We start from the raw sequence: 26,464 nt of genomic DNA on the forward strand, positions 1-26,464 counted from the left end.
GTCGCGTTCGGCGTCCTGGGCGGCCGTGTCGGTGCCGAGCCAGCGGGACAGGCGGGCGCGTTCGAGCGCGGTCAGCCGGGCCAGCCCGCGCCTGGCGGCGGGCCGCAGCGCGGGCATCAGCGCCGCGGGCCCCGCCGCGATCAGGAAGACCAGCTCGGCCAGGGCGAGGAGCGTCCCCAGCACGACCCCGGCCGGCACGCGGGCGATCCGGCCGCCCGTCACGCGCCCTGCGACGCCCCCTGCGACCGGCCCTGTGATCGGCCCGGCGACATGCCCAGCGAGCTGCTCTGCCGCGGGCGTGGAGTCCATGCGTCGCGAGTCTATGCGTCGCGGCGGCGCAGCACGGCGTGGCCCGCCACCACGGCCGTCGCCGTCCAGGCCAGCAGCCACACCAGCCCCTCCCCCGCCGAGTACGGCATCGGCCCGGCCGTGACGTTGTCCGTGCTGCCCATGAACGCCAGCCCCGCGAACGCCGGCATGCGCAGCGCCGCGGCCACCGCCGCCTGGCTGCCCGTCATGAGCAGCATCAGCGGCAACCCCAGCAACAGCATGAACACCACGGTGAGCGTGCCCGCCGCACTGCGCACGGCCGTGCCCACGCCCAGGGTGAGCACCGACACCAGCGCGAAGAACACGCCGACCCCCAGCAGGTCGGGCACCACCTGCCCGGCGGGGGCCACGACGAGGCCCCCGAACACGTCGAGCGACAACAGCGCGTAGACGGCCGCCGTCGCCACCGCGCCCGTCAGCACCCCCGCCGCGACCATCACGGGGGCCACCACCAGCGCCTTGGCCGCCAGGAGGATCCCGCGCCTGGGCGTGGCCTGGAGCGTGACGCGGATGCCGCCGGAGGCGTACTCCGAGGTGATCGTCAGCATGGCCAGGGCCACCAGCGCGAACTGCACGAACGTCGTGGCCGACACCACGGGCTCGCTGGCGACGACCCGCACGCCCGTCCCGCCGTCACGCAGGGCCTCGGTGGCGGTGGCGCCGCCCAGGGTGACGGCGGTCAGCACCATGAGAGCGGACGCGCAGGCCAGGCACCACCACGTGGACCTGACGGACCACAGCTTCGCCCACTCCGACCCGATCGTCTGCCGCAGTGTCCTCATACGCCCGCTCCGTACTCGACGCTGCCCGAGGTCAGCTCCTGGTATGCCTGCTCCAGGGACGCCTCCCTGGTCCGCAGCCCGTGCAGGCGGATCCCGGCCTCGTGGGCCAGGTCGCCGATCCGCTCGATGGGGGCGCCGGTGGCTTCGAGCTCGTTCTCGCCGAGCCGCCGTACCGCGATCCCGGCGGCGCGCAGGCGTTCCGCGAGGTCGCCGGCGTGCGGGGTGCGGACGAGTACGGCCGTCAGCGAGCTGCCCGCCAGGACGTCGGCGAGCGGGGCGTCCATGATGAGCCGGCCCTTGCCGATGACCACGAGGTGGTCGGCGGTGAGCTGCATCTCGCTCATGAGGTGGCTGGAGACGAACACCGTGCGGCCCTCGGCCGCCAGCGAGCGCATGAGGCCGCGGACCCAGCGCACGCCGTCCGGGTCGAGCCCGTTGACGGGTTCGTCGAACATCAGCACCTCGGGGTCGCCCAGCAGCGCCGCCGCGATCCCGAGCCGCTGGCTCATCCCCAGCGACAGGGCTCCGGCCCGCCTGCGCGCCGCGCCCGCCATCCCCACCGTCTCCAGCACCTCGTCCACCCGCCGCCGCGCGATGCCGTTGCTGCGCGCCAGCGCCGTCAGGTGGGCACGTCCGCTGCGGCCCGGGTGGGCGGCGCGCGCGTCGAGCAGCGCGCCGACGGTGCGCAGCGGATCCCTGAGCCGGGCGTACGGGACGCCGCCGACGAGCGCGGTGCCGGAGGTGGGCCGGTCGAGGCCGAGGACCAGCCGCATCGTGGTCGACTTGCCCGCCCCGTTCGGGCCGAGGAAGCCGGTCACCGTGCCCGGTCTCACCTCGAGCGACAGGTCGTCCACGGCGAGACGGTCGCCGTACCTCTTGCTCAAACTCTTCAGGCTGATCACGCCGCCCACGCTAGGAGCCCCGCAGGGCCGCCACCATGGGGGCGAGCCGCCGAGCCGAATGGCGGAAAACCGTAACGGCGGCCGCTCTTCGCGCCCGGCGGCGGGCCTCAGGTCAGGAGTAGGCGGCGTTCATCCACTCGGGGGCCTCGCCGAGCAGGGTGCGCAGCTCGTCGAGCAGGGCCTCGTCCACGGCCTGCCCGGCCCGCGACAGGTCCTCGATCCGACGGCACAGCTCCGCCTCGCGGGTCGCCCCGACGGTCGCGCAGGCGCCCTTGAGCCGGTGCGCGAGCTCGGCCGCCGCCGCCAGGTCACCGGCCCGCACCGCCTGCCCCAGCTCCTCGAACGTACGCGTCGCGGTCGCCAGATAGGCCCGCGCGACGTCCGCCAGCGCCTCCTGCGACAGCCCCGCCAGCTCGGGCGGGAGCCCGGCCGAGGCCGCCCACTCCGGGATCCTGGCCAGCACGCGCGGCCAGTCCACCGGCTTGGCCAGGTGGTCGTCCATGCCCGCCTCCAGGCACCGAATCCGGTCGTCCGGCATGGCGGCGGCGGTCATGGCGATGATCGGGGTGTGGACCTGCTCGCGTCTCCTGATCTCCTCGGTGGCGGCCAGGCCGTCGAGCACGGGGAGCTGGCAGTCCATGAAGACCAGGTCGTACTCGCCGGCCAGCACCGCCCGCACGGCCTTCTCGCCGTCGTCGACCACCTCGACCGCGTGCCCGGCCTGCGCCAGTACGAGCAGCGCGACCTGGCGGCTCACCTCGTCGTCCTCGGCCACCAGGATCCGTACGCCGCCGTCGGGGCTGCCGCCGTTGCCCGCGACGGCGTCGCCGGGGGAGTCGCAGGTGCCCAGGGCGTTCTCGGCGGCGGCGAGCAGGCGGCGGCGGCTGAGCGGCCGGGTGATCGACTGGACGGCCCGCTCCCCCGCCGCGCCCGGCCAGGCGAACCCGGCCCGCCCCGGCGTGACCACCACGATCACGCTGGTGGCCTGGAACAGCGGGTCGGTGAGGATGACGTGGGCGAGCGAGCCCGGCGCGCCCGCTTGAAGAGGGCCCGCCTGGAGCGTGCCCGCCTGAAAGGGACCCGCCGGGTGCGGGCCCGCGCCCAGGTCGAGCGCCACGACGGCCAGCTCGTACGGCTGCCCGCTCCCGGCGGCGGCCCGCAGCAGCGCCAGGGCGGACTCCTCGTCCATGGTCTCCTCGACCTCGGCCCCGGCCTGCGCCAGGAAGCGCGCGGCCAGCGTACGGTCCTCGGGACGCTGGTCGGCGACGAGCGCGCGCCGCCCCTCCAGCGCCCCGGCTCCCGGCTCCGACCAGTCCAGGACGTCCACCGGCAGGGTCGCCCAGAACCGGCTGCCCACCCCCTCCACGCTGTCCAGCCCGATCGAGCCGCCCATCAGCTCGACGAGCTGTCGGCTGATGGCCAGGCCCAGCCCGCTGCCGCCGGTCCTGCGCGTGATCGGCGAGTCGACCTGGCGGAAGACGCCGAACACCCGCTCGCGGTCATGGGGGCCGACCCCGATCCCGGTGTCGGCCACCGCGAACCTGAGCACCGCCCGCTCCTGGCCCGGCTCGCCCTCGTGCAGGCTGACCTGTAGGTCCACGCCGCCCTGGACGGTGAACTTCAGCGCGTTGCCGACCAGGTTCGTCAGCACCTGGCGCAGCCGGGCCGGATCGCCGCAGACCTGGCCCGGCACGTTCTCGTCGAGGCGCAGGGTCAGCCAGAGCCCCTGCTCGTACGCGTGCGGCGCGAACGGCGCCACCACCTCGTCGCACAGGCGCGGCAGGTCGAACGGGACCGCCTCGACCTGCAGGTGCCCGGCCTCGATCCTGGACAGGTCGAGGAAGTCGTCGAGCAGGCGCAGCACGTTCTGGGCCGACTCCTGGGCGGTGGTGGCGTAGTAGCGCTGCTCGTCGTTCAGGCGGGTGCCCATGAGCAGGGAGTTCATGCCGAGCACGCCGTTGATCGGGGTGCGGATCTCATGGCTGATCTTGGCCACGAACTCCGACTTCGCGCTGGACGCGCTGACGGCCTCGTCCCTGGCGGCGGCCAGTTCTGCGGCGTACCGGGACAGGGTGGTCTGGGCCCGGCGGCGGACCCGCGTGCTGTGGATCTGCAGGCCGAGCCCGATGAGGATGAGCAGGGCGAGCAGGGCGGCGACAGTCAGCACGTTGGCGCGCACCTGTTCGGCCGAGGCCAGCGCCTCGGCGGCGGAGACCTCGGCGGTGACCGTCCAGCCGATGCTCGGGATGGGCTCGGAGGCCGACAGCACCGTGCCGTCGATGCCGTGGAACATGCCGTTCCACGCCTGACCGGCGAGCGCGGCGTCCACCCGGGGGTCCTCGCGCAGGGAGGTGAGGGCGTAGAGCTTGCGGCCCGGGTCGGCGACCAGCACGCCGGCCTTGTCGGTGATGAGCAGCCGGATGTCCTGCGCCTCTGCGGCCTCCTCGGCGAACTCCTGGATGGCGTCGAGGCTGTAGACGACGGTGAGCATGCCGAGCATGCGGGTGCGGTCGGCGCTCTGGATGGGCACGGCCACCGCCACCGCCCTGGACACGCCGACCATCGTGGGCGTGTACGCCTGCGAGACGTGGGCCTGGTGCCGGTCGCGCACGGCGCGGTACCAGTCGGTGCTGGTGGCGTCCTGCGGGAGGACCGTCGGCGGCTCGGCGCCGAGCATGTCGCCCTCCGGGGAGATCATGATCAGGCCGCTGACGCCGTCGCGCATGCGCTTCAGCTCGCCGAGCCAGTCGCGCAGGGTGACGGGTGTCGTGTCGCCCACCGCGTCGCGTACCTGGGGGCGCTGGGCGAAGGAGGTGACGAGCTGCTTGAGCGAGCTCATCTGCTGCTCGACGACGACCCGGCTGACCGAGGCGGTGGTCGTGACCCGGTCGGTGACCTCCTGGCGGACCGCGTCCTCCGACATGGAGATGCTGGAGGAGGTGAGCAGCGCCAAGGGCAGCAGGCCGAGCAGCGTCCACAGGGCCGTCACCGCGAGCAACCACCGCACGGGCGTCCGTCCCTCCCCCCACTCGTTCGGGTACAGAGTAGGAAAGAACCAGCCAGTTCGCTGGTTCCCCGTGAGCAGAACGCACAAAAGTCGATCTTTTTTAATAAAACCCACCTAAGCTGGAATGATCTACCAGTTTGACGAGGAGCGTGGCGATGCCTGAGCTCAGGGACATCACCGTTCTCATCGTGGACGACGACCCGGTGGTCACCGCCGCACTGCACGCTCAGGTGAACCGGGTGCTCGGGTTCAGGGTCGTGGGCATCGCGCACACCGGGCACGCGGCGCTGGCCGCCGCCGGCCGCTTCGCGCCCCGGCTCGTCCTGCTCGATCTGCACCTTCCGGATATGCCCGGCCTGGAGGTGGCGCACCGGTTGCGGCGGCCCGATCAGCCGCCCACCGACGTCATCGTGATCTCCGGCCGCAAGGAGTCGGCCACGGTACGCGCGGCCATGCAGCGCGGCGCCCTGTACTACCTGGTCAAGCCGACCAGGGCGGGCATACTCGAACAGACCCTGCTGCGCTACGCGGCGACCGCCGAGCAGCTCGAGTCGGGCGGCCGCTTCGCCGAGCAGCAGGAGATCGACCGCATCTTCCGCTCGCTCCACCTCGACCAGGCCGCCCGCCCGAAGAGCATCTCCGCCGCGACCGAGCAGGCGGTGCTGGACGCGCTCGCCGGGGTCGAGGAGGACGCCTCGGCGCACGAGCTGGCGGGGATGATCGGCGTCAGCCGGGCCACCGCCCGCCGTTACCTGGAGCACCTGGCCGAGCGCGGCCTGGTCGAGGGCCGCCCGCGCTACGGGCCGACCGGCCGGCCGCAGAACCGGTACCGGGTCCGGTGAGAGCGCTCCGGGCGCTGGTCGCGGCGATGCTGGTGTGCCTTTCGACCGCGAGCTGCGCCGAGCCCGGCGCCTTCCCCGAGGGTTCCACCATGGCCCGCATCAGGGAGCGCGGCGTGCTGACCGTGGGCATCAAGTTCGACCAGCCCCTGTTCGGCTACAAGGACCCGGTCAGCGGGCGGATCACCGGGTTCGACGCGGAGATGGCCCGGCTGGTGGCCAAGGACCTGACGGGCAGCGAGCGCAACATCCGCTTCGTCGAGACCGTCTCCCGCGAGCGCGAGAACTTCATCGAGCAGGGCATGGTGGACCTCGTCGTCGCCACGTACTCGATCACGCCGTCGCGGGCCGAGCGGGTCTCGTTCACCGACCCGTACTACTACGCCGGGCAGGACCTCCTGGTCAGGCGGAACGACTCCACGATCAACCAGGTGTCCGACCTGAAGGGCAAGGTCGTCTGTACGGCCATCGGCTCCACCTCCGTCGACCGCCTGCGCACCATCGTGCCCGAGGCCGACCTGGAGATCGTGGACGCCTACAGCATCTGCGTGCCGGCGCTGGTGGCCGGCCGGGTCGACGCGCTCAGCACCGACGACACCATCCTGCTCGGGCTGCTGGCCCAGCATCCCGACACGTTGCGGCTGGTCGGCAAGCCGTTCGGGCGCGAGCCGTACGGGATGGGCATCCGCAGGCAGGACGTGGCCTTCCGCGACTACCTCAACGGGCTGATCTCCCGCTGGCTGCGCGACGGGGAGTGGGACCGCGCCTACATGGCCACCATCGGGATCACCCCCGGCGCCACCTCCGACTCCGCCCGGCCGGCCAATCGCTGAGCAGAACGATCAATCGCTGAGCAGAACGATCACAAGCCTCCCCCCGGCACACCCGGCTCCTACGGTTACGCCAACGCTGACCGACACAAGGAGCGTGACGCATGAGCCAGGCGGATCTGATCGTCCTGGACCAGGTCAACAAGCGCTTTGGTGATCACCATGTGCTCAGGGACGTCAGCCTGACCGTCGGGCAGGGCGAGGTCGTGGTGATCATCGGCCCGTCCGGGGCGGGCAAGTCCACGCTGTGCCGCGCGATCAACCGGCTGGAGACCATCGAGTCCGGCACGATCAGCCTCGACGGGACGCCGCTGCCCGCCGAGGGCAAGGCGCTGGCCCGGCTGCGGGCCGAGGTCGGCATGGTCTTCCAGTCGTTCAACCTCTTCGCGCACAAGACCGTCCTGGACAACGTCGTCCTCGGGCAGGTCCACGTGCTCAAGCGGTCGAAGGAGGAGGCCGTGCGCAAGGCCCGCGAGCTGCTCGACCGGGTCGGCATCGGCGGCCAGGCCGCCAAGTTCCCCGCCCAGCTCTCCGGCGGGCAGCAGCAGCGGGTGGCCATCGCCAGGGCGCTGGCCATGGACCCGAAGGCGATCCTGTTCGACGAGCCCACCTCGGCGCTGGACCCCGAGATGGTCAACGAGGTGCTCGAGGTCATGACGGCGCTGGCCCGCGAGGGCATGACCATGGTCGTCGTCACCCACGAGATGGGCTTCGCCCGGCGGGCGGCCGACCGGGTCGTCTTCATGGCCGACGGCGAGATCGTCGAGCAGAACACCCCCGACGCCTTCTTCGGCGCGCCCAGCAGCGACCGCGCGCAGTCCTTCCTCGCCAAGATCCTCACCCACTAAGGAGTGACATGTTCGGCAGATCCCTCTACGCCGTCTTCGCCGTGGTCGCCGTCACCGCCACCGTCGCCGGGTGCGGCGGCGGCCAGGGCGACTACGCCTCCGTCGTGGACAAGGCCAAGAACGACAAGAAGCTGGTGATCGGGGTGAAGGCCGACCAGCCGGGCCTCGGCCTGCGCACCCCGGACGGCGGCTTCACCGGCTTCGACATCGAGGTCGCCAAGTACGTGGCCAAGCAGCTCGGGGTCGAGCCGTCGGGCATCACGTTCAAGGAGACCGTGTCGGCCAACCGTGAGGCGTTCATCGAGCAGGGCCAGGTGGACCTGGTGGTGGCCACGTACTCGATCACCGACGCCAGGAAGCAGAAGGTGTCCTTCGCCGGGCCGTACTTCGTGGCCGGGCAGGACCTGCTGGTCAGGTCCGACGACGCCGTGCTGACCGGGCCCGAGACGCTCAACGGCAAGAAGCTGTGCTCGGTCGCCGGCTCGACCCCGGCGCAGAAGGTCAAGACCGAGTACGCCAAGGAGGTGCAGCTCCAGGAGGAGCGGACGTACTCGGCGTGCGTGGACCGCGTGCTCGGCGGCCAGCTCGACGCGCTCACCACCGACAACGTCATCCTCGCCGGGTACGCCGCCCAGCACGCCGGCAAGCTCAAGGTGGTCGGCAAGCCGTTCAGCACCGAGAAGTACGGCATCGGCCTGAAGAAGGACGACACCAACGGCCGCAAGGCGGTCAACGACGCCCTGGAGAAGATGTTCTCCGACGGGAGCTGGACCAAGGCGCTGCAGGCCAGCGTGGGCTCCTCCGGTTTCGCCGCGCCGCAGGCCCCGCAGCTCGAGCGGTACTGAGGCGGCATGGACGCGTTGCTGACCGAGGGCGGCACCATCCTGGCCGCCTTCTGGATGACGGTGCGGCTGACGGCGGTCAGCACGCTCGGCTCCCTCGTGCTGGGGACGGTGCTGACCGCCATGCGGGTCTCCCCGCTGTCGTCCCTGCGCGGCGCCGCGAGCGCGTACGTGACCGTGGCCCGCAACACGCCGCTGACCCTGGTGCTGCTGTTCACCGGCCTCGGCATCGGGGCGAACCTGGGGCTGGAGCTGTCGGACGACCTCGCGACCAACAACTTCTGGCTCGCGGTCATCGGGCTGACCGCCTACACCTCGGCGTTCGTCTGCGAGGCCCTGCGCTCCGGGCTCAACACCGTACCCGTGGGGCAGGCGGAGGCCGCCCGCTCGCTGGGGCTGGGCTTCGTCAAAACTCTGCTGCTGATCACGCTGCCCCAGGCGTTCCGCGCGGTGGTGGCGCCGCTGGGCAGCATCCTCATCGCGCTGACCAAGAACACCACGATCGCGCTGGTCGTGGGCGTGGGCGAGGCGTCGGTGCGGATGCGCGAGCTGATCGAGACCTACGGTGACCAGGTCATCGAGATCTTCCTCGGCTTCGCCGCCGGCTTCGTGCTGCTGTGCCTGCCGACGGGGCTGCTGTTCGGCTGGCTGTCGCGGCGGCTGGCGGTGGCCCGGTGAGCGCCTACACGAACCTGTACGAGGCCCCGGGGCCGCGCGGGATCGCCCGCAACCGGATGCTGACGGCGGCCGTCGCGCTCGGCCTGCTGGCGGTGGCGTACGTCGTCTACGTGCGCTTCGACGCGAAGGACCAGTGGGCGGCCGACAAGTGGCTGCCGCTGCTGCGCGGGGACGTCTGGGCCACGTTCATCCTGCCCGGCCTGGCCGGGACGCTGTCCGCGGCCGTCGCCGGGGTGGTGCTGGCCGGGCTGTTCGGAATCGTCTTCGCCACGGCCCGGCTGTCGGAGCACCGGTGGATCCGGGTGCCGGCGGCCGTGGTGGTGGAGTTCTTCCGCGCCGTGCCGCTGCTGTTGCTGATCTTCTTCGCGTTCTTCGGCTCGTACGTGCTCATCGGGGTGAACATCTCGGCCTTCGCGGCGGTGGTGTTCGGGCTCACGCTCTACAACGGGTCGGTGATCGCCGAGATCATCCGGGCCGGGGTGCTGAGCCTGCCGAAGGGGCAGCGGGAGGCGGCGTACGCGGTCGGCATGCGCAAGGGGCAGGTGATGCGGCTCGTCCTGCTGCCGCAGGCGCTGAAGGCCATGCTGCCCGCGTTGGTCAGCCAGTTCATCGTGCTGCTGAAGGACTCGGCGCTCGGCCTGATCGTGGGCTACGACGAGCTGGTGGACCGCGGGCTGAACGGGATCGCGGCCAACTTCTCCAACGTGATCCCGGCGGCGATCCTCATCGCGGCCATCTTCATCGTGATCAACATGGCGCTGGACCGGCTGGCCCACCGCCTCGGGGCCGCGAACCAGCGGTGACCCGAAGGGCGGGAATGTGTAGAAAGGGAGCCATGTCCCTCTCCCCCGGCCACACGATCCCGTCCCGCGGCCCCTTCACCGGCCGCACCATCCCCGAGCTGGCCCGCGACCTGCGCGACGGCAGGACGACCTGCACCGCCCTGGCCGAGCGGGCCCTGGACGCCGCGGCGGCCATGAACCCGGTGCTCAACGCGTTCGTCACCGTCGACGCCGCCGGAGCGCTGCGGGCGGCGCGGCAGGCGGACGACGAGCTGGCCCGGGGCGCCGACCGGGGCCCGCTGCACGGGATCCCGGTGGCGGTGAAGGACCTGATCATGGTGGCCGGGCTGCCCGCCACCATGGGGTCGCGGCACTTCGCCGGGTACGTCCCCGGCGAGGACGCCGAGTGCGTGACCCGCCTGCGCCGGGCGGGCGCGGTCATCGTCGGCAAGACCACGACCCACGAGTTCGCCTACGGCCCCACCGGCGACCGCTCCGCCTCCGGCCCGTCGCGCAACCCGTGGGACCCGGCGCGCATGTCGGGGGGATCCAGCGGGGGCAGCGCGGTGGCCGTGGCGGCGGGCATCGTCCCGCTCGCCCTCGGCACGGACACCGGCGGCTCCGTACGCATCCCGGCCGCCCTGTGCGGGATCGCCGGGTTCAAGCCCGCGTACGACGCGATCCCGGCGGACGGCGTGTTTCCCCTGGCGAGGTCCTTCGACCACGTGGGCGTGCTCGCGGGCCATGAGACCGACTGCCTGATCGCCTACCGCTGCCTGGCCGGAGTGGAGCCCGCCGGGGACGAGGAGGAGTCCGCGGACGCGCCGGGACGGATCGCGTGGCTGGACACGGACGGCACGGACGTCTGGGACGAGCGGGTGGTGCGGGCCGTCCGGGCGGCGGCCGGCCCCATGGACGAGGTGCGCCTGCCGGAGGGGCTGGCCCAGGAGGCGCGCGTGACGTACACCGTCATCCAGTCCTGCGAGGCGGCGTCCGTGCACGCCGAGCGGCTGTCGGACGCGCCCGAGCTGTTCGGCTCCGAGCTGCTCGAACGCCTGCGCGCCGCCGCGGAGGTGCCCGGCTGGCGCCACGTCCGCGCCCTGGCCGCCCGCGAGCGCCTGGCCGGGGAGTTCGGCGCGCTGTTCGAGCGGCACGACGTGCTCGCCCTGCCGACCGTGCCGCTGACCGCGCCGCCGCTCGACCGGCGCGAGGTGGAGCCGGCGGGCCGGACGATCGAGGTCCGTCCCGCCCTGCTGGCGCTGACCTGCCCGTGGAACGTGCTGGGTTTCCCGGCGCTGACGGTCCCCGCGGGCACCGTGGACGGCCTGCCGGTCGGCCTGCAGCTCGTCTGCCGCCCTGGCGACGAGCCGCTGCTCTTCCGCGCCGCGGCCACCCGCCTGACCGGGACCTGACGACCGGTCAGCGGTCGGGGGCCGTACGGTCGGGGGCGGAGGCGGCGGGGTCGAGGGCGTGCAGGATGCCGGTCTCCAGACCGGTGTCATACCCGGCCCGGTACGCCGCCCGGTACGCCCGGTCCCCGAGCAGCTCCCGCGCCTGCCGTTCGCAGCGCTCTCGGGCGGAGACCCACTGGCGGATGCCGATCTGCGCCCGCCCGATCGTGTCCCACACCTGCTGGGCCAGCCCGAGCCGGCGCGCGGCGAGCTCGGCCTGCCCGGAGGCGGACGCGGCGCACGCCAGCACGTCGAGGGCCAGCGCGATCCCGATGTTGTCACGCAGGCGGTGCTTGACCGCCAGCGCCGCGCGGGCGAAGCCCTCAGCCGCCTCGAAGTGCCCGAGCGACAACTCCACCTGGGCGCGGAACAGCTCGGCGTACGCGCGCATCCAGCGTTCGCCGTGCCTGTCGCACTCGGCGCGCATCGCCTCCAGCGTCTCGATCGCCTCCTCGACGCGGCCCCGCGCGGTGTGCACGTGGCTTTGCCCGAGCCGGGCCAGCAGCGTCGGCAGGCTGAGCCCGTGCTCGGGCCTGTGCACGGCGAGCAGGCTCTCGGCCAGCGCGAGCGCCAGCGCCAGGTCCCCCCTGATGGTGGCGGCGGCCATGACCATGGCCTGGGCGGCGAGCGCGGCGGCGGGGTCGCCGAGCTGCTCGGCGATCCCGGCGCACTCGGCGGCCCAGGCCATGCCGGCGGTGGGGTCGCCCTGCACCATGAGCATCAGGCTGCACACCCACAGGGCCCGGTTGCGCACGACGCTGGGCTCGGTGTCGAGTTCGAGCGCGCGTTCCAGGTAGTGCTGGCCCTCGCGGAGGAAGCCGCAGGGGTACCAGAAGAACCACAGGGCGGCGGCCAGCTCCAGCGCGGCGTGGTCGCCGGGGGTGGCCAAACTGAAGTCGAGCGCGGTCCGCAGGTTCTCGTGCTCGGCGGTGGTGCGGTCGATCCACGAGACCTGGTCGGGCCCGAACCAGGCGGTGTCGCCGCGGCGGGCCATGGCCAGGAAGTAGTCGCGGTGGCGGCGGCGCAGCTCCTCCTGCTCACCGAGGGCGCGCAGCCACATGGCGCCGTACTCCCGGATGGTGTCGAGCATGAGGTAGCGCTCGCCGCCGCCGGTCGGCGCCCAGATGAGGATCGACTTGTCGGCCAGCCCGGCCAGCAGGTCCGGGATGCCGGCGGCGGGCAGCAGCGCGTCCGCGCAGACCTCCGCCGCGGCCCGGTCGTCGAAGCTGCCGGCGAAGGCCGAGGCGCGGGCCCACAGCAGCCGTTCCTCGGGGGTGCACAGCTCGTGGCTCCACCCGACCGCGGTACGCAGCGCCTGGTGCCAGGGCGGGTCGGCGTCGAGCACCTCGGCCTCGACGTCGCCCAGCAGCGCGAAGCGGTCGTCCAGCCGGTCGCACAGCTCCTGCGCGGGCAGCTCGCGCAGCCGGGCCGCGGCCAGCTCGATCGCCAGCGGCAGCCCTTCCAGGCGGCGGCACAGGCGTACGACCTCGGCGCGGTTGCCGTCGGTGACGGTGAAGCCGGGGACGACGGCGGCGGTGCGCTCGGCGAGCAGCGTCACCGCGTCCTGGCGGCCGCCCCCTGCGGCGTCGGGCAGGGGCAGCGGGTCGATGCCGAGCACCTGCTCGTCCGGCAGGCCCAGCGGGCGGCGGCTGGTGGCCAGGATCGACAGCCGGGGCGCGGCGGCGAGCAGCTCGCGGGCCGTGCGGGCGCAGGCGTCGATGAGGTGCTCGCAGGTGTCGAGCACCAGGAGGAGGTGCCGGTCCATGAGGTACTCGCCGAGCACCTCGGTCATGGGCCGGGTCGTACGGTCGGCCAGCGGCAGCGCCTCGGCGATCGCGTACGGCACCAGCGCCCCCTCGTCGAGCGCCGAGAGCGCGACGAGCCAGGCCCCGTCGGCGTAGCCGGGCTCCATGAGGGCGGCGGCCCGCAGCGCGAGCCTGGTCTTGCCGACGCCGCCCACCCCGGTCAGCGTCACCATCCGGTGCTCGCCGCACAGTCGGCGGATGTGGGCGAGCTCTCCGCGACGGCCCACCAGGCTGGTCATCTCCGGCGGCAGATTCCCGGCGTGCCGCCCACCCATGTTCATGGTCCCCACCCGTCCGGCTCCGTCCGCCGCCCTCGGTGAACAGCAGCTTGCCGGACGCGAGCCGGATCCGCCACGAAAAGTGAGAAAGTGACTACCCAACCGGCGCGGTCGCCGGCGTTTCCGCCTGCTCACCCGGCCAAAGGCGGGTCCGTGAAGATCCGGTAACCCGCGCGAAAACCTGGGCCTATACACCAAACCAAGCGCTTGCTACGCTCCGCCCATGGTGTCCACGATCGTCTGGGGTACCGGCAACATCGGCCGCGCCGCCATCCGCGCCGTCGCGGCCCATCCGGCGCTGGAACTCGCCGCCGTCGTCGTCCACGACCCCGCCAAGATCGGCCGTGACGCGGGCGAGCTGGGCGGTCTCGGCCGCCGCCTGGGCGTCGCGGCCACCTCCGACGCCGGGGCCGCGCTGGCCGCGGGCCCCCGCGCCGTCGTGTACGCGGCCTCCGGCGACATCCGTCCCGACGAGGCCCTGGCGGACGTCGTCCGCGCGATCCGGGCCGGGGCCGTGGTCGTCACGCCCTCCCTCTACGCCCTCTACGACCACCGCGGCGCCCCGCCCGAGGTACGCGAGCCCGTGCTGGCCGCCATCGCCGAGGGCGGCGGCTCGCTGTTCGTCTCCGGCGTCGACCCCGGCTGGGGCAACGACGTGCTGCCGCTGCTGGTCAGCGGGCTGGCCACGACCGTGGACGCCGTACGCTGCCAGGAGATCTTCGACTACTCCACCTACGACCAGCCCGACTCCGTCCGCTACCTGGTCGGCATGGGCCAGCCGATGGACTACGAGCCGCCGATGCTCGCGCCGACGGTGCCGTCCATGGTGTGGGGCGGCCAGGTGCGGCTGATGGCCCGCGCCCTGGGCGCCGAGCTGGACGAGATCCGCGAGCACGTCGAGCGCCTCCCGCTCGACGCCACGGTGACGACGGCCTCGATGGGCGCGTTCGAGGCGGGCACCCAGGGCGCGGCGCGCTTCGAGGTGCAGGGCGTCGTCGGCGGCGTGCCGCGCATCGTGGTCGAGCACGTCACCCGCATCCACCCGTCCTGCGCCCCAGGCTGGCCGCTGCCGCCGAGCGGCGCGGGGGCGCACCGGGTGATCATCGAGGGCCTGCCGCGCATCGAGGTCACGGTCGAGGCCGTCGACGAGGAGGGCAACCGCTCCGCGGGCGGCAACGCCACCGCCGTGGGGCGGCTGGTCGGGGCCATCGACTGGCTCGTGGCGGCGGGGCCGGGGCTCTACGACGCGCTCGACGTACCGCTGCGACCTGCCGCCGGCAGGCTCGGAAGGAGACTGCCATGAGGATCGACATCCCGGAGGGCAAGGACGCGATCGAGTACGTGTGGGGCGAGCTGGTGCCGGGCATCGGCCCCGCCGCCTCCCGCTTCTCGATGGCCGTCTACGCCCACACCACGCTCGGGCTGCGCGAGTTCGAGGCGGCCCGGCTGCGGATGGCGCAGATCAACGGCTGCGCCTTCTGCCTGGACTGGCGGACCGAGCGGGACGGGCACAAGGTCGAGGAGGACTTCGCCGAGTCGGTGGCGCAGTGGCGCACGACCGGCGCCTTCGACGAGCGCACCCGGCTGGCCGCCGAGTACGCCGAGCGGTACGCCCTCGACCACCACGGGCTCGACGAGGAGTTCTGGGCCCGGATGACCGCCTGCTACAGCCAGGTGGAGATCGTGGAGCTGAGCATGTGCCTCGGCTCCTGGCTGGCCTTCGGCCGGCTCAACCACGTCCTGGGCCTGGACACGATGTGCCGGCTGCCCAGCGGCCGCTCCCCTTCCCCGAACCGAGAGTGAGGCCCGCCAGATGAGTCAGAACAGTGTCTCCCGCCGCGGCTTCATCGCCGGAACAGGCTCCCTGCTGGGCGCCGCCGCCCTCGGGGTGCACGCCGCGCCGGCCCGCGCGATCCCCTCCGGCGCGCGGGTCCCGGCGCTCGTGATCGGCACCGGGTACGGCGGCTCCGTGGCCGCCCTGCGCCTGGCCCAGGCGGGCGTGGACGTCCACCTGGTCGAGATGGGCATGGCCTGGGACACCCCCGGCCCGGACGGCAAGATCTTCTGCAACACGCTGGAGCCCGACTACCGCTCCTACTGGCTGCGGACGCGGACCAAGGCCCCGCTCAACTACTTCCTCGGCTTCCCCCTCGACCGCGACATCCCCCGCCACACCGGTGTCCTGGACGCGGAGGAGTTCGGCGGCATCACCGTCTACCAGGGCCGCGGCGTCGGTGGCGGCTCGCTGGTCAACGGCGGCATGGCGGTCACGCCCAGGCGCGAGAACTTCGCCTCCGTGCTGCCGTCCGTGAACGCCGACGAGATGTACTCCGTCTACTACCCGCGCGCCAACGCCGCCCTCGGCGTGGCCACGATCGACCCGGCCTGGTTCGAGACCACGGCCTGCTACCAGTACGCCCGCGTCGGCCGCAAGCACGCCCAGCGCTCCGGCTTCCCGTTCGTGTTCGTCCCCGACGTGTACGACTGGGACTACATGAAGCAGGAGGCGGCCGGCACCGTCACCAAGTCGGCGCTGGCCGGCGAGATCCTCTACGGCAACAACCACGGCAAGAAGTCGCTGCAGAAGACGTACCTCGCCCTGGCCAAGGCCACCGGCCGGGTCACGGTCTCGGCGCTGCACAAGGTCACCTCGGTCGCCCCGGCGGCCGGCGGCGGCTACACGGTGACCATCGAGCAGATCGACACCACCGGCGCCACGGTCGCCACCAAGACCGTCACCGCCGACCGGGTGTTCTTCGCCGCGGGCAGCGTCGGCACCAGCAAGCTCCTGGTCAGGCTGAAGGCCACCGGCGCGCTGCCCGCCCTGAACGCCGAGGTCGGCAAGGGCTGGGGCGACAACGGCAACGTCATGTGCGGCCGGGCCAACCACCTGTGGGACCCGACCGGCCAGCTCCAGTCGTCCATCCCGTGCTGCGGCATCGACAACTGGGCCGCCGGGGGCGCGTTTGCCGAGGTCGCGCCGCTGCCGACCGGCATCGAGACGTTCGCCTCGTTCTACCTGTCCATCACGAACAACCCGCACCGGGCGCAGTTCTCCTGGAACGCGGGCGCGGGCAAGGTGGAGCTGAACTGGCAGACCGCCTGGAAGCAGCCGTCCATCGACATGGCCAAGACGATCTTCGACAAGATCAACGCGAAGGAGGGCACGATCTACCGGACGGACCTGTTCGGCGTCTACAAGATCTGGGGCGACCACCTGACGTACCATCCGCTGGGCGGCGCCGTGCTGAACCGGGCCACCGACAACTACGGCCGCCTGACCGCCTACCCGGGCCTGTACGTCATCGACGGCGCGCTGATCCCCGGCAACGCCACGGTCAACCCGTTCGTGACCATCACGGCGCTGGCCGAGCGCAACATCGAGCACATCATCGCCACCGACCTGTGAGCGGCGCGACGCGGCCGTCGAGAGCGGCCGCGTGCCCCGCCCTCCCCAGAGGGCACATCCGCGTACGTCCACCACTGTGTGCCCACCCGTAACTCGCGGTCCACCTGGGCCGCTTACGGTGCGCGCATGACGATCCGCAGGTTATTCGCGAGCGTGCTGTCCGCCGTCCTCGCAGGCGGTACGGTCGCCGTCGTGCTGACCCAGACGCCTCCCGCCACGGCCGAGCGCCGTGGCGACACCCCTCTCGTGATCGGCCACCGGGGCGCCAGCGCCGACCGGCCCGAGCACACCCTCCTGTCGTACGAGGCGGCCATCGCCATGGGCGCCGACTACATCGAGCCCGACCTCGTCTCCACCAAGGACCACGTGCTGGTGGCCAGGCACGAGAACGAGATCTCCGGCACCACGGACGTGGCCGCGCGCCCCGAGTTCGCCGACCGGCGCACCACCAAGACCATCGACGGCCGGCCGGTGACCGGCTGGTTCACCGAGGACTTCACGCTGGCCGAGCTGAAGACCCTGCGCGCCAAGGAACGCGTGCCCGACCTGCGGCCCGACAACACCGCGTTCGACGGGCTGGCGGAGGTGCCGACCTTCGAGGAGGTCGTGAAGCTGGCGCTGGAGCACGGTGTCGGCGTCTACCCCGAGACCAAGCACCCGACCTACTTCGACTCCATCGGCCTGTCGCTGGAGGAGCCGCTGCTCGACGTGCTGAACCGGTACCGGGTGCGCAAGGCGTACATCCAGTCCTTCGAGACGGCGAACCTGCGTGACCTGCGCGGCAGGACGCGGCTGCCGCTGATCCAGCTCATCACGTTCGGCGGCGCCCCCTACGACTGGGTGGCCTCGGGCAGCACCCGCACCTACGACGACATGGTCAAGCCGGACGGGCTGCGCGAGGTCGCGCGATACGCCGACGGGATCGGCGTGGACACCCGCCGGGTGGTGCCGCAGGACGCCTCCGGCCGTACGCTGGAGCCCACCACGCTCGTCTCCGACGCCCACCGCAAGGGTCTCGACGTGCACGTCTGGACCGTCCGCAACGAGAACTCCCAGCTCCCCACCGACTACCGGCTCGGCAACCCGGCCTCCCCCGCCTACGCGCGGGCCACCGGGAACGTGATGGGCTGGCTGAAGCGGCTGCTGGACCTGGGCATCGACGGCGCGTTCTGCGACGACCCGTCGATGGGCCGCGCGGTGGTGGCCAAGCGCTCCCTCTGACGGGCCAGGCACGGCGGGCGCTCACCGTCCCTCCCGGAGGTCTCTGGGAGCGCCCGCCGCGCCCCATGGATTTCGCTGTCCCCTATGTGCGGTCCTCAAGAGGAACCTGCTGGGGCAGAGGGAAGAGCCGGCGCCACCTGTCGACCACCGAACGGTCCCCTTCCAGGCGGGCCACGCCGCCGGCGAGCACCTCGTCGAGGGGCCGGTCGGTGCGGAGCAGGGTGAGCAGCGTGGTCAGGTCGGTGTCCAGGGTGGCGTGGGGCCGGTCAGACCTGCCCCGGCTGACGTCGATGCGCCCGTCGGCGATGGCCACCTGAAAAGTGTCCTCGCCGAGGCGAAGGTCGAGGGTCGCGGTGAACCCGGCGGCGGCGCGGGCGTCGAACAGCGCCTCTAGCGAAAGCAGCAGCGAGTCGACCCCGATCGGCGCGTCCAGGCGCATGCCCGGTGAGCGGCCGCCCCACCTGGCCAGGGACACCACGATCGGTTGCAGCTCGGCACCCCAACGGGTCAGCTCGTACACCCAGGACGCGGCGGGTCGGGGCAGTCGGCGGCGGCGGACGATCCCGGCCGCGGCGAGGTCGCGTAGTCGCTGGGTGAGGATGTCCGTGCTGACCCCGGGCAGCCCGGACAGCAGGTCGGTGAATCGTTTGGGGCCGAGCAGCAGCTCGCGGACCACCAGCAGCGCCCACCGCTCCCCGACCAGGTCCAGGGCGTGGGCGATCGCGCACCCGTCGTCGTACCTTCTCTTTCCCGCCACGCAAGGGATGCTAGCAAAGCTCGTGGGAGAAGCCGTCTTCAAGGTTGGATTTTCCAAGTAAGCACTGCTAATGTCCAACCGTCCGGCTCCGCTGGACCGAGACAGACGAGCCGAGGAGGCAACCCATGCCCGTGTTCACCGTCGATGTCCCGCAGGGCGCGCCACCGGTCGCGAAGCAGCAGATGCTGAAGGAGATCACCGAGGCGCTTGACGAGGCGTACCAGATACCCGACACCCGAGGCTGGCTGCGCGAGTACCCCGTCGAGAACATCTCCCAGGACGGACGGGTCGGCGCCGAACCGGCGCGGCCGGTCTGTTCGCTGGAGGCGCCGGAACTGTTCAGACTGGACGCCAAGCGCAAGCTGGTGCAGAAGATCAAGTCAGCCATTACGGGCGCCTACCAGGGCATCGCCAACACCGACGAAGTGCTGGTGCTGATCAACGAGTACCCGCTGCACAACGTGGGGTGGCGAGCCGGCCTGCAATCAGACAAGCCGGAAATCGTGGCTGCCGTGACCCAGGCCAACGGCTAGCCCGGCGCGCCCGACCGGTCGCCTGCGGAATGACGGCAGGGTCATTCCCGCCAGTGCCCCCAGAAGAATGGGGCCCTATCTCATAGTCCCTTTCGGCAGGGACCAGTTCGGCGCCTGCTCACTCAACTGAAAGGAGATCGCGCCGCAAAGCTCACGCTCAGCGACGTCACCCACGAGGTCATGATCGTCGAGTTCTTCGCGGGCTTCTTCGCCGACATCGGCCCACCGATCCAGGACGGCGAGCACGAGTGACCACTGCTCGGCGGTGAGCCTCGGTGTCACGACCTCATCGTGGGGCGGCCAGGAGCCCGACCCCGGTGCACCAGGTGTCCAGTGAGCGATCTGCTGCAGCCGGCCTCGCGGATGCCGCCCGCCAGGTCGACCAAGTCCCGGCGATCACCCTCCACCGCTTCGACGCTCACCTCGTTGTCCATCGAGCCGTCGATGAGGTGCCACTGGCCCATGGTCATCGACACGGGAAACGTCACGGCGTCGCCCTTGGGGAATGGATCCATGGCACGTGACGGTGTCGACATGACTCTCGATTGTCAACGTTCGCGGCTCCCCCGTGATCCCATCATGATCAGGGGGAGCCGCTTTTCGAGCTACTTCGCCGGCGGTGTCCTGACGGGGAGGCGGGGTGCCGGAACTGTCGGGGCCTGCGAGTAGTGTGTCGGCCCATGGATCGGCAACTCACTCTGATGGTCGTGCACGCCCACCCCGACGACGAATGCCTCAGCACCGGCGGCATCCTCGCCCGCTACACCGAGGAGGGCATCCGCACGGTCCTGGTCACCTGCACCAACGGCGAGCAGGGCGACGACGAGGGCGGCGTCAAGCCAGGCGAGCCCGGCCACGACGACGCGGCGGTGGCCCGGCGGCGGCTCGGCGAGTTGCGCGAGTCGATCGCCCACCTGGGCATCGACCATCTGGAGCTGCTCGGCTACCGCGACACCGGCATGGTCGGCTGGGAGACCAACGCGCACCCGGAGGCGTTCGCCAACATCCCGGTCGAGACGGCCGCCGCCCGGCTCGCCGCGCTGATGGAGCACTACCGGCCGCAGGTCGTGGTGACCTACGACGAGACGGGCGGAGGCGGCTACGGCCACCCCGACCACGTGCAGACGCACCGGGTCACGATGGCCGCCGCCGAGCGCAGCGGCATCCCCGACAAGCTCTACTACACGGCCATGCCCAGGTCCGCCATGCGGCGGATGTTCGAGCTGATGCGGGAGCACGGCGTCGACCTCGGCGACTTCGAGCCCGGCGACGACTTCGGCACCCCCGACGAGCGGGTGACCAGCGTCGTCGACGTCAGCCCCTTCGTGGAACGCAAGATCAAGGCCCTGCGGGCGCACGAGAGCCAGGGGGAGAACATCTTCCTGCTGCGCATGCCCGACGAGGTCCAGCACCTGGCGTTCGCCCACGAGACGTTCGAGCGGGTGCTCAACAAGGCCGACGCCCCCGACCACGAGGACGACCTGTTCGCGGGCCTGCGCGACACCTGACCACCCCTCCCGGACACCGAAAGCCCGGGGATCGCGGATCGCGGATCGCGGGGAAAGTTTCACCGCTACGGCACTGTCACCTTGATCGGGTGGATCGGATCGGGCGTGCCGGTTGAGATCCGGCCGCGGGCATCCTACGGTGCTGACAACACCCCCCATTGTCCGGTCAAGGAGTCCGTCATGCGCGCCCGCCTCGTCCCGGTCCTGATCATGGTCCTGCTCGCCCTGGGCATCGGCGTCCCGCCGGCCCAGGCCCAGAACGGCTTCGACTTCTCCCGAGCGGAGGTGTCCGTCACGGGCCTGCGGGTCCCGTGGGCGATCGCGTTCCTGCCCGACGGCAGCGCGCTCGTCTCCGAGCGGAACACCGGCCGCATCATGCAGGTGCGCCCCGGCCAGGCGCCGACCGCGGTCGCCACGGTCAACGGCGTACGCGCTTCCGGCGAGAGCGGCCTGCTCGGCATCGCGGTCTCGCCCACCTACGCCCAGGACGGCTGGGTGTACGCCTACTTCACCAGCACCAGCGGCGACAACCGCCTGGTCAGGCTGCGCCTGAGCGCCCCGCAGACACAGCCGGTGATCTTCTCCGGCGTCCCGAGCGCCACCATCCACGACGGCGGCCGCATCGCCTTCGGCCCCGACGGCATGCTGTACGTGGCCACCGGCGACGCGAACAACACCGCCAACTCACAAAACCTCGGCAGCCCGGCCGGCAAGATCCTGCGCATGACGCCGACCGGCGGCGTCCCGTCCGGCAACCCGTTCGCGAACTCCCGCGTCTGGAGCTACGGCCACCGCAACGTCCAGGGCCTGGCGTGGGACTCCCAGGGCCGGATGTACGCCAGCGAGCTCGGCCAGAACACCTGGGACGAGCTCAACCTGATCCTGCCGGGCGGCAACTACGGCTGGCCCACCTGCGAGGGCACCTGCTCCGGCACCTCCTTCCGCAACCCGATCGTCACCTGGCCCACATCCCAGGCGTCCCCCAGCGGTCTGGCGTACGCCCACGACACGCTCTTCATGGCGACGCTGCGCGGCCAGCGCCTCTGGACGGTGCCGATCAGCGGCGGCATCCCGGGCACGCCGAGCGCCGAGTTCACGACCACGTACGGGCGGCTGCGCGCGGTGGCCGCGGGGCCTGACGGCCGGCTGTGGGTGGCGACCAGCAACCACGACGGCCGCGGCACCCCGGTGCCCCAAGACGACCGCATCGTCCGCGTCCCCCCGGCCGCCGGGTAAGCACCGAGCCCGTCCTCCCGGCGACCGGCGGCGGTCGCCGGGACCCCTACGGGTGCGCGGGAGCCCTACGGGGTGGGCGGGGGCAGTTCGCCGGAGCCGCGGACGACCAGCCGGGTGGGGACGATCGCGCGGCGCGCCTTCGAGCGGTCGCCGTCCAGCCGCGCCAGCACCAGCTCGGCCGCCGCGGTTCCGACCGCGGCCGGGTCCTGGGCCACCGCCGTCAGGGGCGGTTCGAGCGCCTCGGCCAGCGGCAGGTCGTCGAACGCGACCAGCGCCACGTCCCTGCGTCCCGCCCTCGACAGCGCCACCACCGCGCCCATGGAGGCGAAGTTGTTGCCGGTGAACAGCGCCGTCGGCGGGTCGTCCCGGTCTAAGAGGCGCTGCGTGGCGAGGGTGGCGGCCTCCACCGAGTGCCCCGTCTCCACCAACGACCGGTCGAACGGCAGGCCCGCGGCGGTGAGGGCGTCGCGGTAGCCCTGGAAGCGTTCGCGGCGGGTGTAGAGGGTGGCGGGCAGGTCGCCCACGAACCCGATCCTGCGGTGGCCGTGCGCGATCAGGTGGGCGACCCCGGCCCGCGAGCCGTCGCGGTTGGCGCTGACCACGCAGTCGGCGGTCAGGCCGACGGCGGGGCGGTCGAGGAAGACGATCGGCAGCCCGGCCATCCGCTCGGAGCGCAGGTGGCGGTGGTCACTGGCCGCCGCAGGCACCACCATGAGCGCGCTCACCCGGCGGCCCAGGAACGTCGCGATCAGCGACTGCTCCAGGTCGGCCGTCTCGTCGGAGGTGCCGACGATGAGCGTGAGCCCGCGGGCGCGTACGGCGCTCTCCACGCCGTCCGCGACCGTGCCGAAGAACGGGTTGCCCAGCTCGGGGATGACCAGCCCGATCGCGGCGTCGCGCGCGCCGACCCGGATGTTGCGGGCCATGAGGTTGGGCCGGTAGCCCAGTCTCCTGACGGCCGCCATGACCCGCTCGCGCGTCTCCACGGCGACCGGGCCCTCGTCGTTGAGCACCCGGGAGACGGTCTTGGCCGTGACCCCGACCTCACGCGCCACGTCTGTCATCGTCGGACGCCGCATTTCGCTCATGCTAGCCGTCTCTTACCGGCCATCTCTTACCGGCCGTCTCATGCCAACCATCTCATTCCGGCCATCTCATTCCGGCCGCACCATTGCGACCGCACCGTTGGGCCGCCTCATTCGGCCGCCTCATTGAGCCGCCCTATTCAGCCGCCTCATTCAGCCGCTCGCGATCAGGACAGGCCGATCGCCTTCGCCGCGCCCTGGTCCGCCACCACGGCCTTGCCCTCCGACACCTGGAGCGCCCCGGTCATGATGGCCACGACCTCGGCCATGCTGTGGTCGCGCGGGCTCAGCTCGGCGACCCTGCGGCCGAGCCGCTGGACGTGGACCCGGTCGGCGATCTCGAACACGTGCGGCATGTTGTGGCTGATCAGCACCACCGGCGTGCCCCGGTCGCGCACCTGCCTGATCAGGTCGAGCACCTGGCCGGACTCCTTGACGCCGAGCGCGGCGGTGGGCTCGTCCATGACCACGACGCGCGTGGCCCAGGCCACCGCCCTGGCCACGGCCACGCCCTGCCGCTGCCCGCCCGACAGGGACTCGACCGGCTGGGTGAGCGAGCGCAGCCCGATCTTCAGCTCGGCCATGTGCCGGGCCGACTCCTCGCGCATGCGCCTCTTGTCCAGCATGCGGAAGACCTTGCCGAGCACACCGGGTTTGCGCAGCTCGCGGCCCAGGAACATGTTGGTGGCGATGTCGAGCGAGGCGGCGATCGCGAGGTCCTGGTAGACGGTCTCGATGCCGTGCCTGCGGGCGTCGAGGGGGTCGCGCAGGCGCACCGCCTCGCCGTCGAGCCGGATCTCGCCCGCGTCCGGCTGCAGCGCGCCGGTCAGCGCCTTGATCAGGCTCGTCTTGCCCGCGCCGTTGTCGCCGATGACCGCCAGCACCTCGCCGGGCATGAGGTCGAAGTCGGCGCCGTCGAGCGCGGTCACGTGGCCGTACCTCTTGACCAGGCCGCGGGCCTGGAGCACCGGGGTGGTCATCGAGTCCTCCTGCGGGAGAGCTGGTCGACGGCGACCGCGAGGATCACCAGGACGCCGGTGATGAGCGTCTGGTAGATCGACGCGACGCCCATGAGCTGCAGGCCGTTGCGGAACACCCCCACGATGAGCGCTCCGACGAGCGTCCCGAGCACCAGGCCCCGGCCGCCGAACAGGCTGGTGCCGCCGAGCACGACCGCGGTGATGCTGTCGAGGTTGTCGGTCTGGCCGGCCTGCGGGTCGCCCACACCGGTACGCGAGACCAGGAGCAGGGCGGCGACGCCGTACACGAGGCCGGCCAGCGTGTAGACGCCGACCAGCAGGCGGCTCGTCCTGATGCCGGACAGACGGGCCACCTCGGGGTTGTTGCCGAGCGCGTACACGTGCCGGCCCCACGCGGTCGAGCCCAGCAGGTACGCGAACAGCAGGAACAGCAGGATCGTCAGCAGCGAGCCGTAGGTGACGTTCGTCTGGCCGACCTGGAACGTCTGCCCGAGGAACGTCAGCAGCGCCGGCAGGTCGGTCACCGTCTGCTCGGCCGAGTAGATGTGGGTCAGGGCGAACGCCACGTTCAGCATGCCCAGCGTCACGATGAACGGCGGCAGCGAGATCCGTGTCACCAGCAGCCCGTTGACCAGCCCGAACCCGGCGCAGACGGCCAGCCCGGCGGCCACCGCGAGCAGCGGCGGCAGACCGGAGTCCACGGCCAGCTTGGTCATCACGATCCCGCCGAACGCCATCACCGCGCCGCACGCCAGGTCGATGCCCGCGGTCAGGATGATCAGGGTCTGCCCGATGGCCAGCGTGCCGACCACCATGACCTGCTGGATGATGAGCGAGAAGTTGGGCCCGGTGAAGAACTGGCCGGTGTTGAGTCCGAAGAACAGGCAGGCCAGCAGCAGCGCGGCCAGCGGCCCGGCGACGGGGGTGCTGACCAGGCGGCGCGGCAGCGACGCTTCCATCACGGCCATGCTCAGCCCCAGCAGTTGGCCAGGCCGAAGGCGGTGTCCTCGGCCTCGACCCCGGGGACGGCCCGGTCGGTGATGAGGGTGACGCCGGTGTCGGTGTACCCGGTGGCCTTCTGGCCGCCCTTGGCGAACGCGGCCACGGCCTTGACGCCGTCCCCGGCCATCTTGAGCGGGTACTGCTGGCTGGTGGCGGCGATCTGGCCGGACTGCACGGCCTTGGTGCCGGTGCAGCCGCCGTCCACGGAGACGATCAGCACGTCCTTCTCGCGGCCCTTCGCCTTCAGCGCCGTGTACGCGCCCAGGGCGGCGGGCTCGTTGATGGTGTAGACGAGGTTGATGTCGGGGGCCTTCTGCAGGCAGTTCTCCATCGCGGTCTGGCCTCTGGCCTGGTCGCCGCGGGTGTCCTGGGAGCAGACGACGGACGGGTCGCCCTCCTGCACGCCGAAGCCCTTCAGGAAGCCGTCGTGCCTGAGCCGGCCGACCGTGACGCCGGGGGCCAGGTCGAGAGTGGCGATCTTGGCGGGTTTGCCGGCCATGGCGGCCTTGGCGTACTGGCCGATCAGCTCGCCGGCCCTGAGGTTGTCGGTGGCGAACAGGGCGTCGGTGGCGTCCTGGGGCTCGGTGGGGGTGTCGAGGGCGATGACCATGACGCCCGCGTCGCGGGCCTTCTTGATGGCGGGCACGATGGCCTTGGTGTCGCTCGGCGTGATGAGGATGCCCTTCACCCCGGCGGCGACCATGTTCTCGACGGCCGTGATCTGGGAGGCGTTGTCGCCGTCGAACTTGCCCGCGGCGCTCATCAGCTCCAGCCCGTTGGCCTGGGCCGCCTTCTCGGCGCCTTCCTTCATCTTGACGAAGAACGGGTTGGTCTCGGTCTTGGTGATGAGGCCGACCTTGGGGGTGCCGGCGGAGCCGGGGGTGCTCTGGCTGCCTGCGCCGCAGCCGGCGATCAGGAGGGCGGCGGTGAGGAGTCCGGCTGGAAGTTTCGCGTTCATGCCGTTCCTATCAGCGGGGATTCGATGTCATCGTTGACACCTGACAACGTTGACATCTGCTGTTCTGCGATGATGAACTCCGATTTCAGAAACGTCAATGCCCCCGTGCCGTAACGAATCGGCAATGTGCCTGATGAGAGGCCGACCCGATGATCGCTGTCCTGGGCGAGTGCGTCGCCGACGCCTTCACCGGCCCTCGGGGCCGGGCACCCGGGCTGGAGTTGCGGGCGCTGCCCGGCGGCAGTCCCGCGAACACGGCCGTGGCGCTGGCGCGGCTGGGCACGCCCGCCCGCTTCCTCGGGCGGATCTCGCGTGACGTGTTCGGGGAGCTGTTCCGCGACCACCTCACCGCCTCAGGGGTGGACCTGTCGGCCGCCGTCGAGGCCGGGGAGCCGAGCACG

26 protein-coding genes and 1 pseudogene are annotated in these 26,464 nt (G+C 72.0%); 15 read left to right on the forward strand and 12 right to left on the reverse strand.

Annotation, left to right across the window (positions count from 1 at the left end):
• The 4 genes and pseudogenes from ABD844_RS06860 to ABD844_RS06875 form a co-directional block, all read right to left on the reverse strand.
• A pseudogene (locus tag ABD844_RS06860) lies at positions 1–309 on the reverse strand (hypothetical protein); the annotation flags it as partial.
• An 11-nt stretch (positions 310–320) separates the two neighbouring features.
• Complete coding sequence (locus ABD844_RS06865) at positions 321–1,112, reverse strand: ABC transporter permease (protein ID WP_344874095.1); 792 nt, start codon at positions 1,110–1,112, stop codon at positions 321–323.
• Positions 1,109–2,014, reverse strand: coding sequence for an ATP-binding cassette domain-containing protein (locus ABD844_RS06870; RefSeq protein ID WP_344874097.1), 906 nt, complete (start codon positions 2,012–2,014; stop codon positions 1,109–1,111). The genes ABD844_RS06865 and ABD844_RS06870 overlap by 4 nt, the downstream gene beginning before the upstream one ends.
• 112 nt (positions 2,015–2,126) lie before the next feature.
• Positions 2,127–5,021, reverse strand: a complete 2,895-nt coding sequence (locus ABD844_RS06875; protein WP_344874099.1) for a hybrid sensor histidine kinase/response regulator — start codon at positions 5,019–5,021, stop codon at positions 2,127–2,129.
• A 155-nt stretch (positions 5,022–5,176) separates the two neighbouring features.
• On the opposite strand from ABD844_RS06875, the gene ABD844_RS06880 reads away from it, so the two are divergent.
• From ABD844_RS06880 to ABD844_RS06910, 7 genes are all read left to right on the forward strand, one after another.
• Positions 5,177–5,863 carry a response regulator gene (locus ABD844_RS06880; protein ID WP_344874101.1) on the forward strand — a complete coding sequence of 229 codons (687 nt, stop codon included), beginning with the start codon at positions 5,177–5,179 and terminating at the stop codon, positions 5,861–5,863.
• A complete protein-coding gene (locus tag ABD844_RS06885) occupies positions 5,860–6,693 on the forward strand; it encodes a glutamate ABC transporter substrate-binding protein (RefSeq protein WP_344874103.1) in 834 nt (277 codons plus the stop codon). Before ABD844_RS06880 ends, ABD844_RS06885 begins: the two co-directional genes overlap by 4 nt.
• A gap of 101 nt (positions 6,694–6,794) precedes the next feature.
• Positions 6,795–7,538 (forward strand): amino acid ABC transporter ATP-binding protein, encoded by a 744-nt coding sequence (locus ABD844_RS06890; RefSeq protein WP_344874105.1) that lies wholly within the window; start codon positions 6,795–6,797, stop codon positions 7,536–7,538.
• 8 nt (positions 7,539–7,546) lie between these two features.
• On the forward strand, positions 7,547–8,383 hold the full coding sequence (locus tag ABD844_RS06895) for a glutamate ABC transporter substrate-binding protein (RefSeq protein WP_344874107.1): 837 nt from the start codon (positions 7,547–7,549) through the stop codon (positions 8,381–8,383).
• 6 nt (positions 8,384–8,389) lie between these two features.
• Positions 8,390–9,058, forward strand: coding sequence for an amino acid ABC transporter permease (locus ABD844_RS06900; RefSeq protein WP_344874109.1), 669 nt, complete (start codon positions 8,390–8,392; stop codon positions 9,056–9,058).
• Entirely contained in the window at positions 9,055–9,861 is an 807-nt protein-coding gene (locus ABD844_RS06905) for an amino acid ABC transporter permease (RefSeq protein WP_344874111.1), read from the forward strand. The genes ABD844_RS06900 and ABD844_RS06905 overlap by 4 nt, the downstream gene beginning before the upstream one ends.
• A 32-nt stretch (positions 9,862–9,893) precedes the next feature.
• Positions 9,894–11,252 (forward strand): amidase, encoded by a 1,359-nt coding sequence (locus tag ABD844_RS06910; protein WP_344874113.1) that lies wholly within the window; start codon positions 9,894–9,896, stop codon positions 11,250–11,252.
• A gap of 7 nt (positions 11,253–11,259) precedes the next feature.
• Here ABD844_RS06910 and ABD844_RS06915 read toward each other — a convergent pair whose 3' ends face one another.
• The gene (locus ABD844_RS06915) at positions 11,260–13,377 is read right to left on the reverse strand and encodes an ATP-binding protein (protein WP_344874115.1); all 2,118 of its coding nucleotides are present in this window, start codon (positions 13,375–13,377) and stop codon (positions 11,260–11,262) included.
• Between the two features lie 220 nt (positions 13,378–13,597).
• On the opposite strand from ABD844_RS06915, the gene ABD844_RS06920 reads away from it, so the two are divergent.
• From ABD844_RS06920 to ABD844_RS06935, 4 genes are all read left to right on the forward strand, one after another.
• Positions 13,598–14,677 (forward strand): NAD(P)H-dependent amine dehydrogenase family protein, encoded by a 1,080-nt coding sequence (locus ABD844_RS06920; protein ID WP_344874117.1) that lies wholly within the window; start codon positions 13,598–13,600, stop codon positions 14,675–14,677.
• Positions 14,674–15,177, forward strand: a complete 504-nt coding sequence (locus ABD844_RS06925) for a carboxymuconolactone decarboxylase family protein (RefSeq protein ID WP_344874119.1) — start codon at positions 14,674–14,676, stop codon at positions 15,175–15,177. Before ABD844_RS06920 ends, ABD844_RS06925 begins: the two co-directional genes overlap by 4 nt.
• A gap of 10 nt (positions 15,178–15,187) precedes the next feature.
• Entirely contained in the window at positions 15,188–16,783 is a 1,596-nt protein-coding gene (locus ABD844_RS06930; RefSeq protein WP_344874121.1) for a GMC oxidoreductase, read from the forward strand.
• Between the two features lie 126 nt (positions 16,784–16,909).
• On the forward strand, positions 16,910–18,004 hold the full coding sequence (locus tag ABD844_RS06935) for a glycerophosphodiester phosphodiesterase (RefSeq protein WP_344874123.1): 1,095 nt from the start codon (positions 16,910–16,912) through the stop codon (positions 18,002–18,004).
• An 82-nt stretch (positions 18,005–18,086) separates the two neighbouring features.
• On the opposite strand, the gene ABD844_RS06940 is transcribed toward ABD844_RS06935, so the two are convergent.
• Positions 18,087–18,761, reverse strand: a complete 675-nt coding sequence (locus ABD844_RS06940; protein ID WP_344874125.1) for a winged helix-turn-helix transcriptional regulator — start codon at positions 18,759–18,761, stop codon at positions 18,087–18,089.
• Between the two features lie 125 nt (positions 18,762–18,886).
• On the opposite strand from ABD844_RS06940, the gene ABD844_RS06945 reads away from it, so the two are divergent.
• The gene (locus ABD844_RS06945) at positions 18,887–19,294 is read left to right on the forward strand and encodes a tautomerase family protein (RefSeq protein ID WP_344874127.1); all 408 of its coding nucleotides are present in this window, start codon (positions 18,887–18,889) and stop codon (positions 19,292–19,294) included.
• Between the two features lie 75 nt (positions 19,295–19,369).
• On the opposite strand, the gene ABD844_RS06950 is transcribed toward ABD844_RS06945, so the two are convergent.
• A complete protein-coding gene (locus tag ABD844_RS06950; RefSeq protein ID WP_344874129.1) occupies positions 19,370–19,576 on the reverse strand; it encodes a hypothetical protein in 207 nt (68 codons plus the stop codon).
• The gene (locus tag ABD844_RS06955) at positions 19,573–19,809 is read right to left on the reverse strand and encodes a hypothetical protein (RefSeq protein ID WP_344874131.1); all 237 of its coding nucleotides are present in this window, start codon (positions 19,807–19,809) and stop codon (positions 19,573–19,575) included. The genes ABD844_RS06950 and ABD844_RS06955 overlap by 4 nt, the downstream gene beginning before the upstream one ends.
• A 165-nt stretch (positions 19,810–19,974) precedes the next feature.
• Here ABD844_RS06955 and ABD844_RS06960 point away from each other — a divergent pair, with 165 nt between their 5' ends.
• Both ABD844_RS06960 and ABD844_RS06965 read left to right on the forward strand, forming a co-directional pair.
• A complete protein-coding gene (locus ABD844_RS06960; protein WP_344874133.1) occupies positions 19,975–20,802 on the forward strand; it encodes a PIG-L family deacetylase in 828 nt (275 codons plus the stop codon).
• Positions 20,803–20,982: 180 nt separating this feature from the next.
• The gene (locus ABD844_RS06965) at positions 20,983–22,038 is read left to right on the forward strand and encodes a PQQ-dependent sugar dehydrogenase (RefSeq protein WP_344874135.1); all 1,056 of its coding nucleotides are present in this window, start codon (positions 20,983–20,985) and stop codon (positions 22,036–22,038) included.
• Positions 22,039–22,103: 65 nt separating this feature from the next.
• On the opposite strand, the gene ABD844_RS06970 is transcribed toward ABD844_RS06965, so the two are convergent.
• From ABD844_RS06970 to ABD844_RS06985, 4 genes are all read right to left on the reverse strand, one after another.
• Positions 22,104–23,117 (reverse strand): LacI family DNA-binding transcriptional regulator, encoded by a 1,014-nt coding sequence (locus ABD844_RS06970; protein ID WP_344874137.1) that lies wholly within the window; start codon positions 23,115–23,117, stop codon positions 22,104–22,106.
• Between the two features lie 173 nt (positions 23,118–23,290).
• Positions 23,291–24,103, reverse strand: coding sequence for an ATP-binding cassette domain-containing protein (locus ABD844_RS06975; protein ID WP_344874139.1), 813 nt, complete (start codon positions 24,101–24,103; stop codon positions 23,291–23,293).
• Positions 24,100–25,062 carry an ABC transporter permease gene (locus tag ABD844_RS06980; protein ID WP_344874141.1) on the reverse strand — a complete coding sequence of 321 codons (963 nt, stop codon included), beginning with the start codon at positions 25,060–25,062 and terminating at the stop codon, positions 24,100–24,102. The genes ABD844_RS06975 and ABD844_RS06980 overlap by 4 nt, the downstream gene beginning before the upstream one ends.
• Before the next feature lie 11 nt (positions 25,063–25,073).
• Entirely contained in the window at positions 25,074–26,063 is a 990-nt protein-coding gene (locus ABD844_RS06985) for a sugar ABC transporter substrate-binding protein (RefSeq protein ID WP_344874143.1), read from the reverse strand.
• Between the two features lie 149 nt (positions 26,064–26,212).
• On the opposite strand from ABD844_RS06985, the gene ABD844_RS06990 reads away from it, so the two are divergent.
• Positions 26,213–26,464: PfkB family carbohydrate kinase (locus ABD844_RS06990; RefSeq protein ID WP_344874145.1), on the forward strand; the 252-nt coding region annotated here is incomplete at its 3' end.

The organism is Nonomuraea antimicrobica, assembly GCF_039536965.1.
Taxonomy (GTDB): Bacteria; Actinomycetota; Actinomycetes; order Streptosporangiales; family Streptosporangiaceae; genus Nonomuraea; species Nonomuraea antimicrobica.

Excerpts from the sequence above, each read along its gene's own strand:
- ABD844_RS06960 (WP_344874133.1), top strand. The coding sequence starts at position 19,975 with ATGGATCGGCAACTCACTCTGATGGTCGTGCACGCCCACCCCGACGAC.
- ABD844_RS06900 (WP_344874109.1), top strand. The coding sequence starts at position 8,390 with ATGGACGCGTTGCTGACCGAGGGCGGCACCATCCTGGCCGCCTTCTGG.
- ABD844_RS06880 (WP_344874101.1), top strand. The coding sequence starts at position 5,177 with ATGCCTGAGCTCAGGGACATCACCGTTCTCATCGTGGACGACGACCCG.
- ABD844_RS06945 (WP_344874127.1), top strand. The coding sequence starts at position 18,887 with ATGCCCGTGTTCACCGTCGATGTCCCGCAGGGCGCGCCACCGGTCGCG.
- ABD844_RS06930 (WP_344874121.1), top strand. The coding sequence starts at position 15,188 with ATGAGTCAGAACAGTGTCTCCCGCCGCGGCTTCATCGCCGGAACAGGC.
- ABD844_RS06980 (WP_344874141.1), bottom strand. The coding sequence starts at position 25,062 with ATGGAAGCGTCGCTGCCGCGCCGCCTGGTCAGCACCCCCGTCGCCGGG.
- ABD844_RS06965 (WP_344874135.1), top strand. The coding sequence starts at position 20,983 with ATGCGCGCCCGCCTCGTCCCGGTCCTGATCATGGTCCTGCTCGCCCTG.
- ABD844_RS06920 (WP_344874117.1), top strand. The coding sequence starts at position 13,598 with ATGGTGTCCACGATCGTCTGGGGTACCGGCAACATCGGCCGCGCCGCC.
- ABD844_RS06935 (WP_344874123.1), top strand. The coding sequence starts at position 16,910 with ATGACGATCCGCAGGTTATTCGCGAGCGTGCTGTCCGCCGTCCTCGCA.
- ABD844_RS06975 (WP_344874139.1), bottom strand. The coding sequence starts at position 24,103 with ATGACCACCCCGGTGCTCCAGGCCCGCGGCCTGGTCAAGAGGTACGGC.
- ABD844_RS06985 (WP_344874143.1), bottom strand. The coding sequence starts at position 26,063 with ATGAACGCGAAACTTCCAGCCGGACTCCTCACCGCCGCCCTCCTGATC.
- ABD844_RS06895 (WP_344874107.1), top strand. The coding sequence starts at position 7,547 with ATGTTCGGCAGATCCCTCTACGCCGTCTTCGCCGTGGTCGCCGTCACC.
- ABD844_RS06925 (WP_344874119.1), top strand. The coding sequence starts at position 14,674 with ATGAGGATCGACATCCCGGAGGGCAAGGACGCGATCGAGTACGTGTGG.
- ABD844_RS06970 (WP_344874137.1), bottom strand. The coding sequence starts at position 23,117 with ATGCGGCGTCCGACGATGACAGACGTGGCGCGTGAGGTCGGGGTCACG.
- ABD844_RS06910 (WP_344874113.1), top strand. The coding sequence starts at position 9,894 with ATGTCCCTCTCCCCCGGCCACACGATCCCGTCCCGCGGCCCCTTCACC.
- ABD844_RS06915 (WP_344874115.1), bottom strand. The coding sequence starts at position 13,377 with ATGAACATGGGTGGGCGGCACGCCGGGAATCTGCCGCCGGAGATGACC.
- ABD844_RS06955 (WP_344874131.1), bottom strand. The coding sequence starts at position 19,809 with ATGGATCCATTCCCCAAGGGCGACGCCGTGACGTTTCCCGTGTCGATG.
- ABD844_RS06865 (WP_344874095.1), bottom strand. The coding sequence starts at position 1,112 with ATGAGGACACTGCGGCAGACGATCGGGTCGGAGTGGGCGAAGCTGTGG.
- ABD844_RS06890 (WP_344874105.1), top strand. The coding sequence starts at position 6,795 with ATGAGCCAGGCGGATCTGATCGTCCTGGACCAGGTCAACAAGCGCTTT.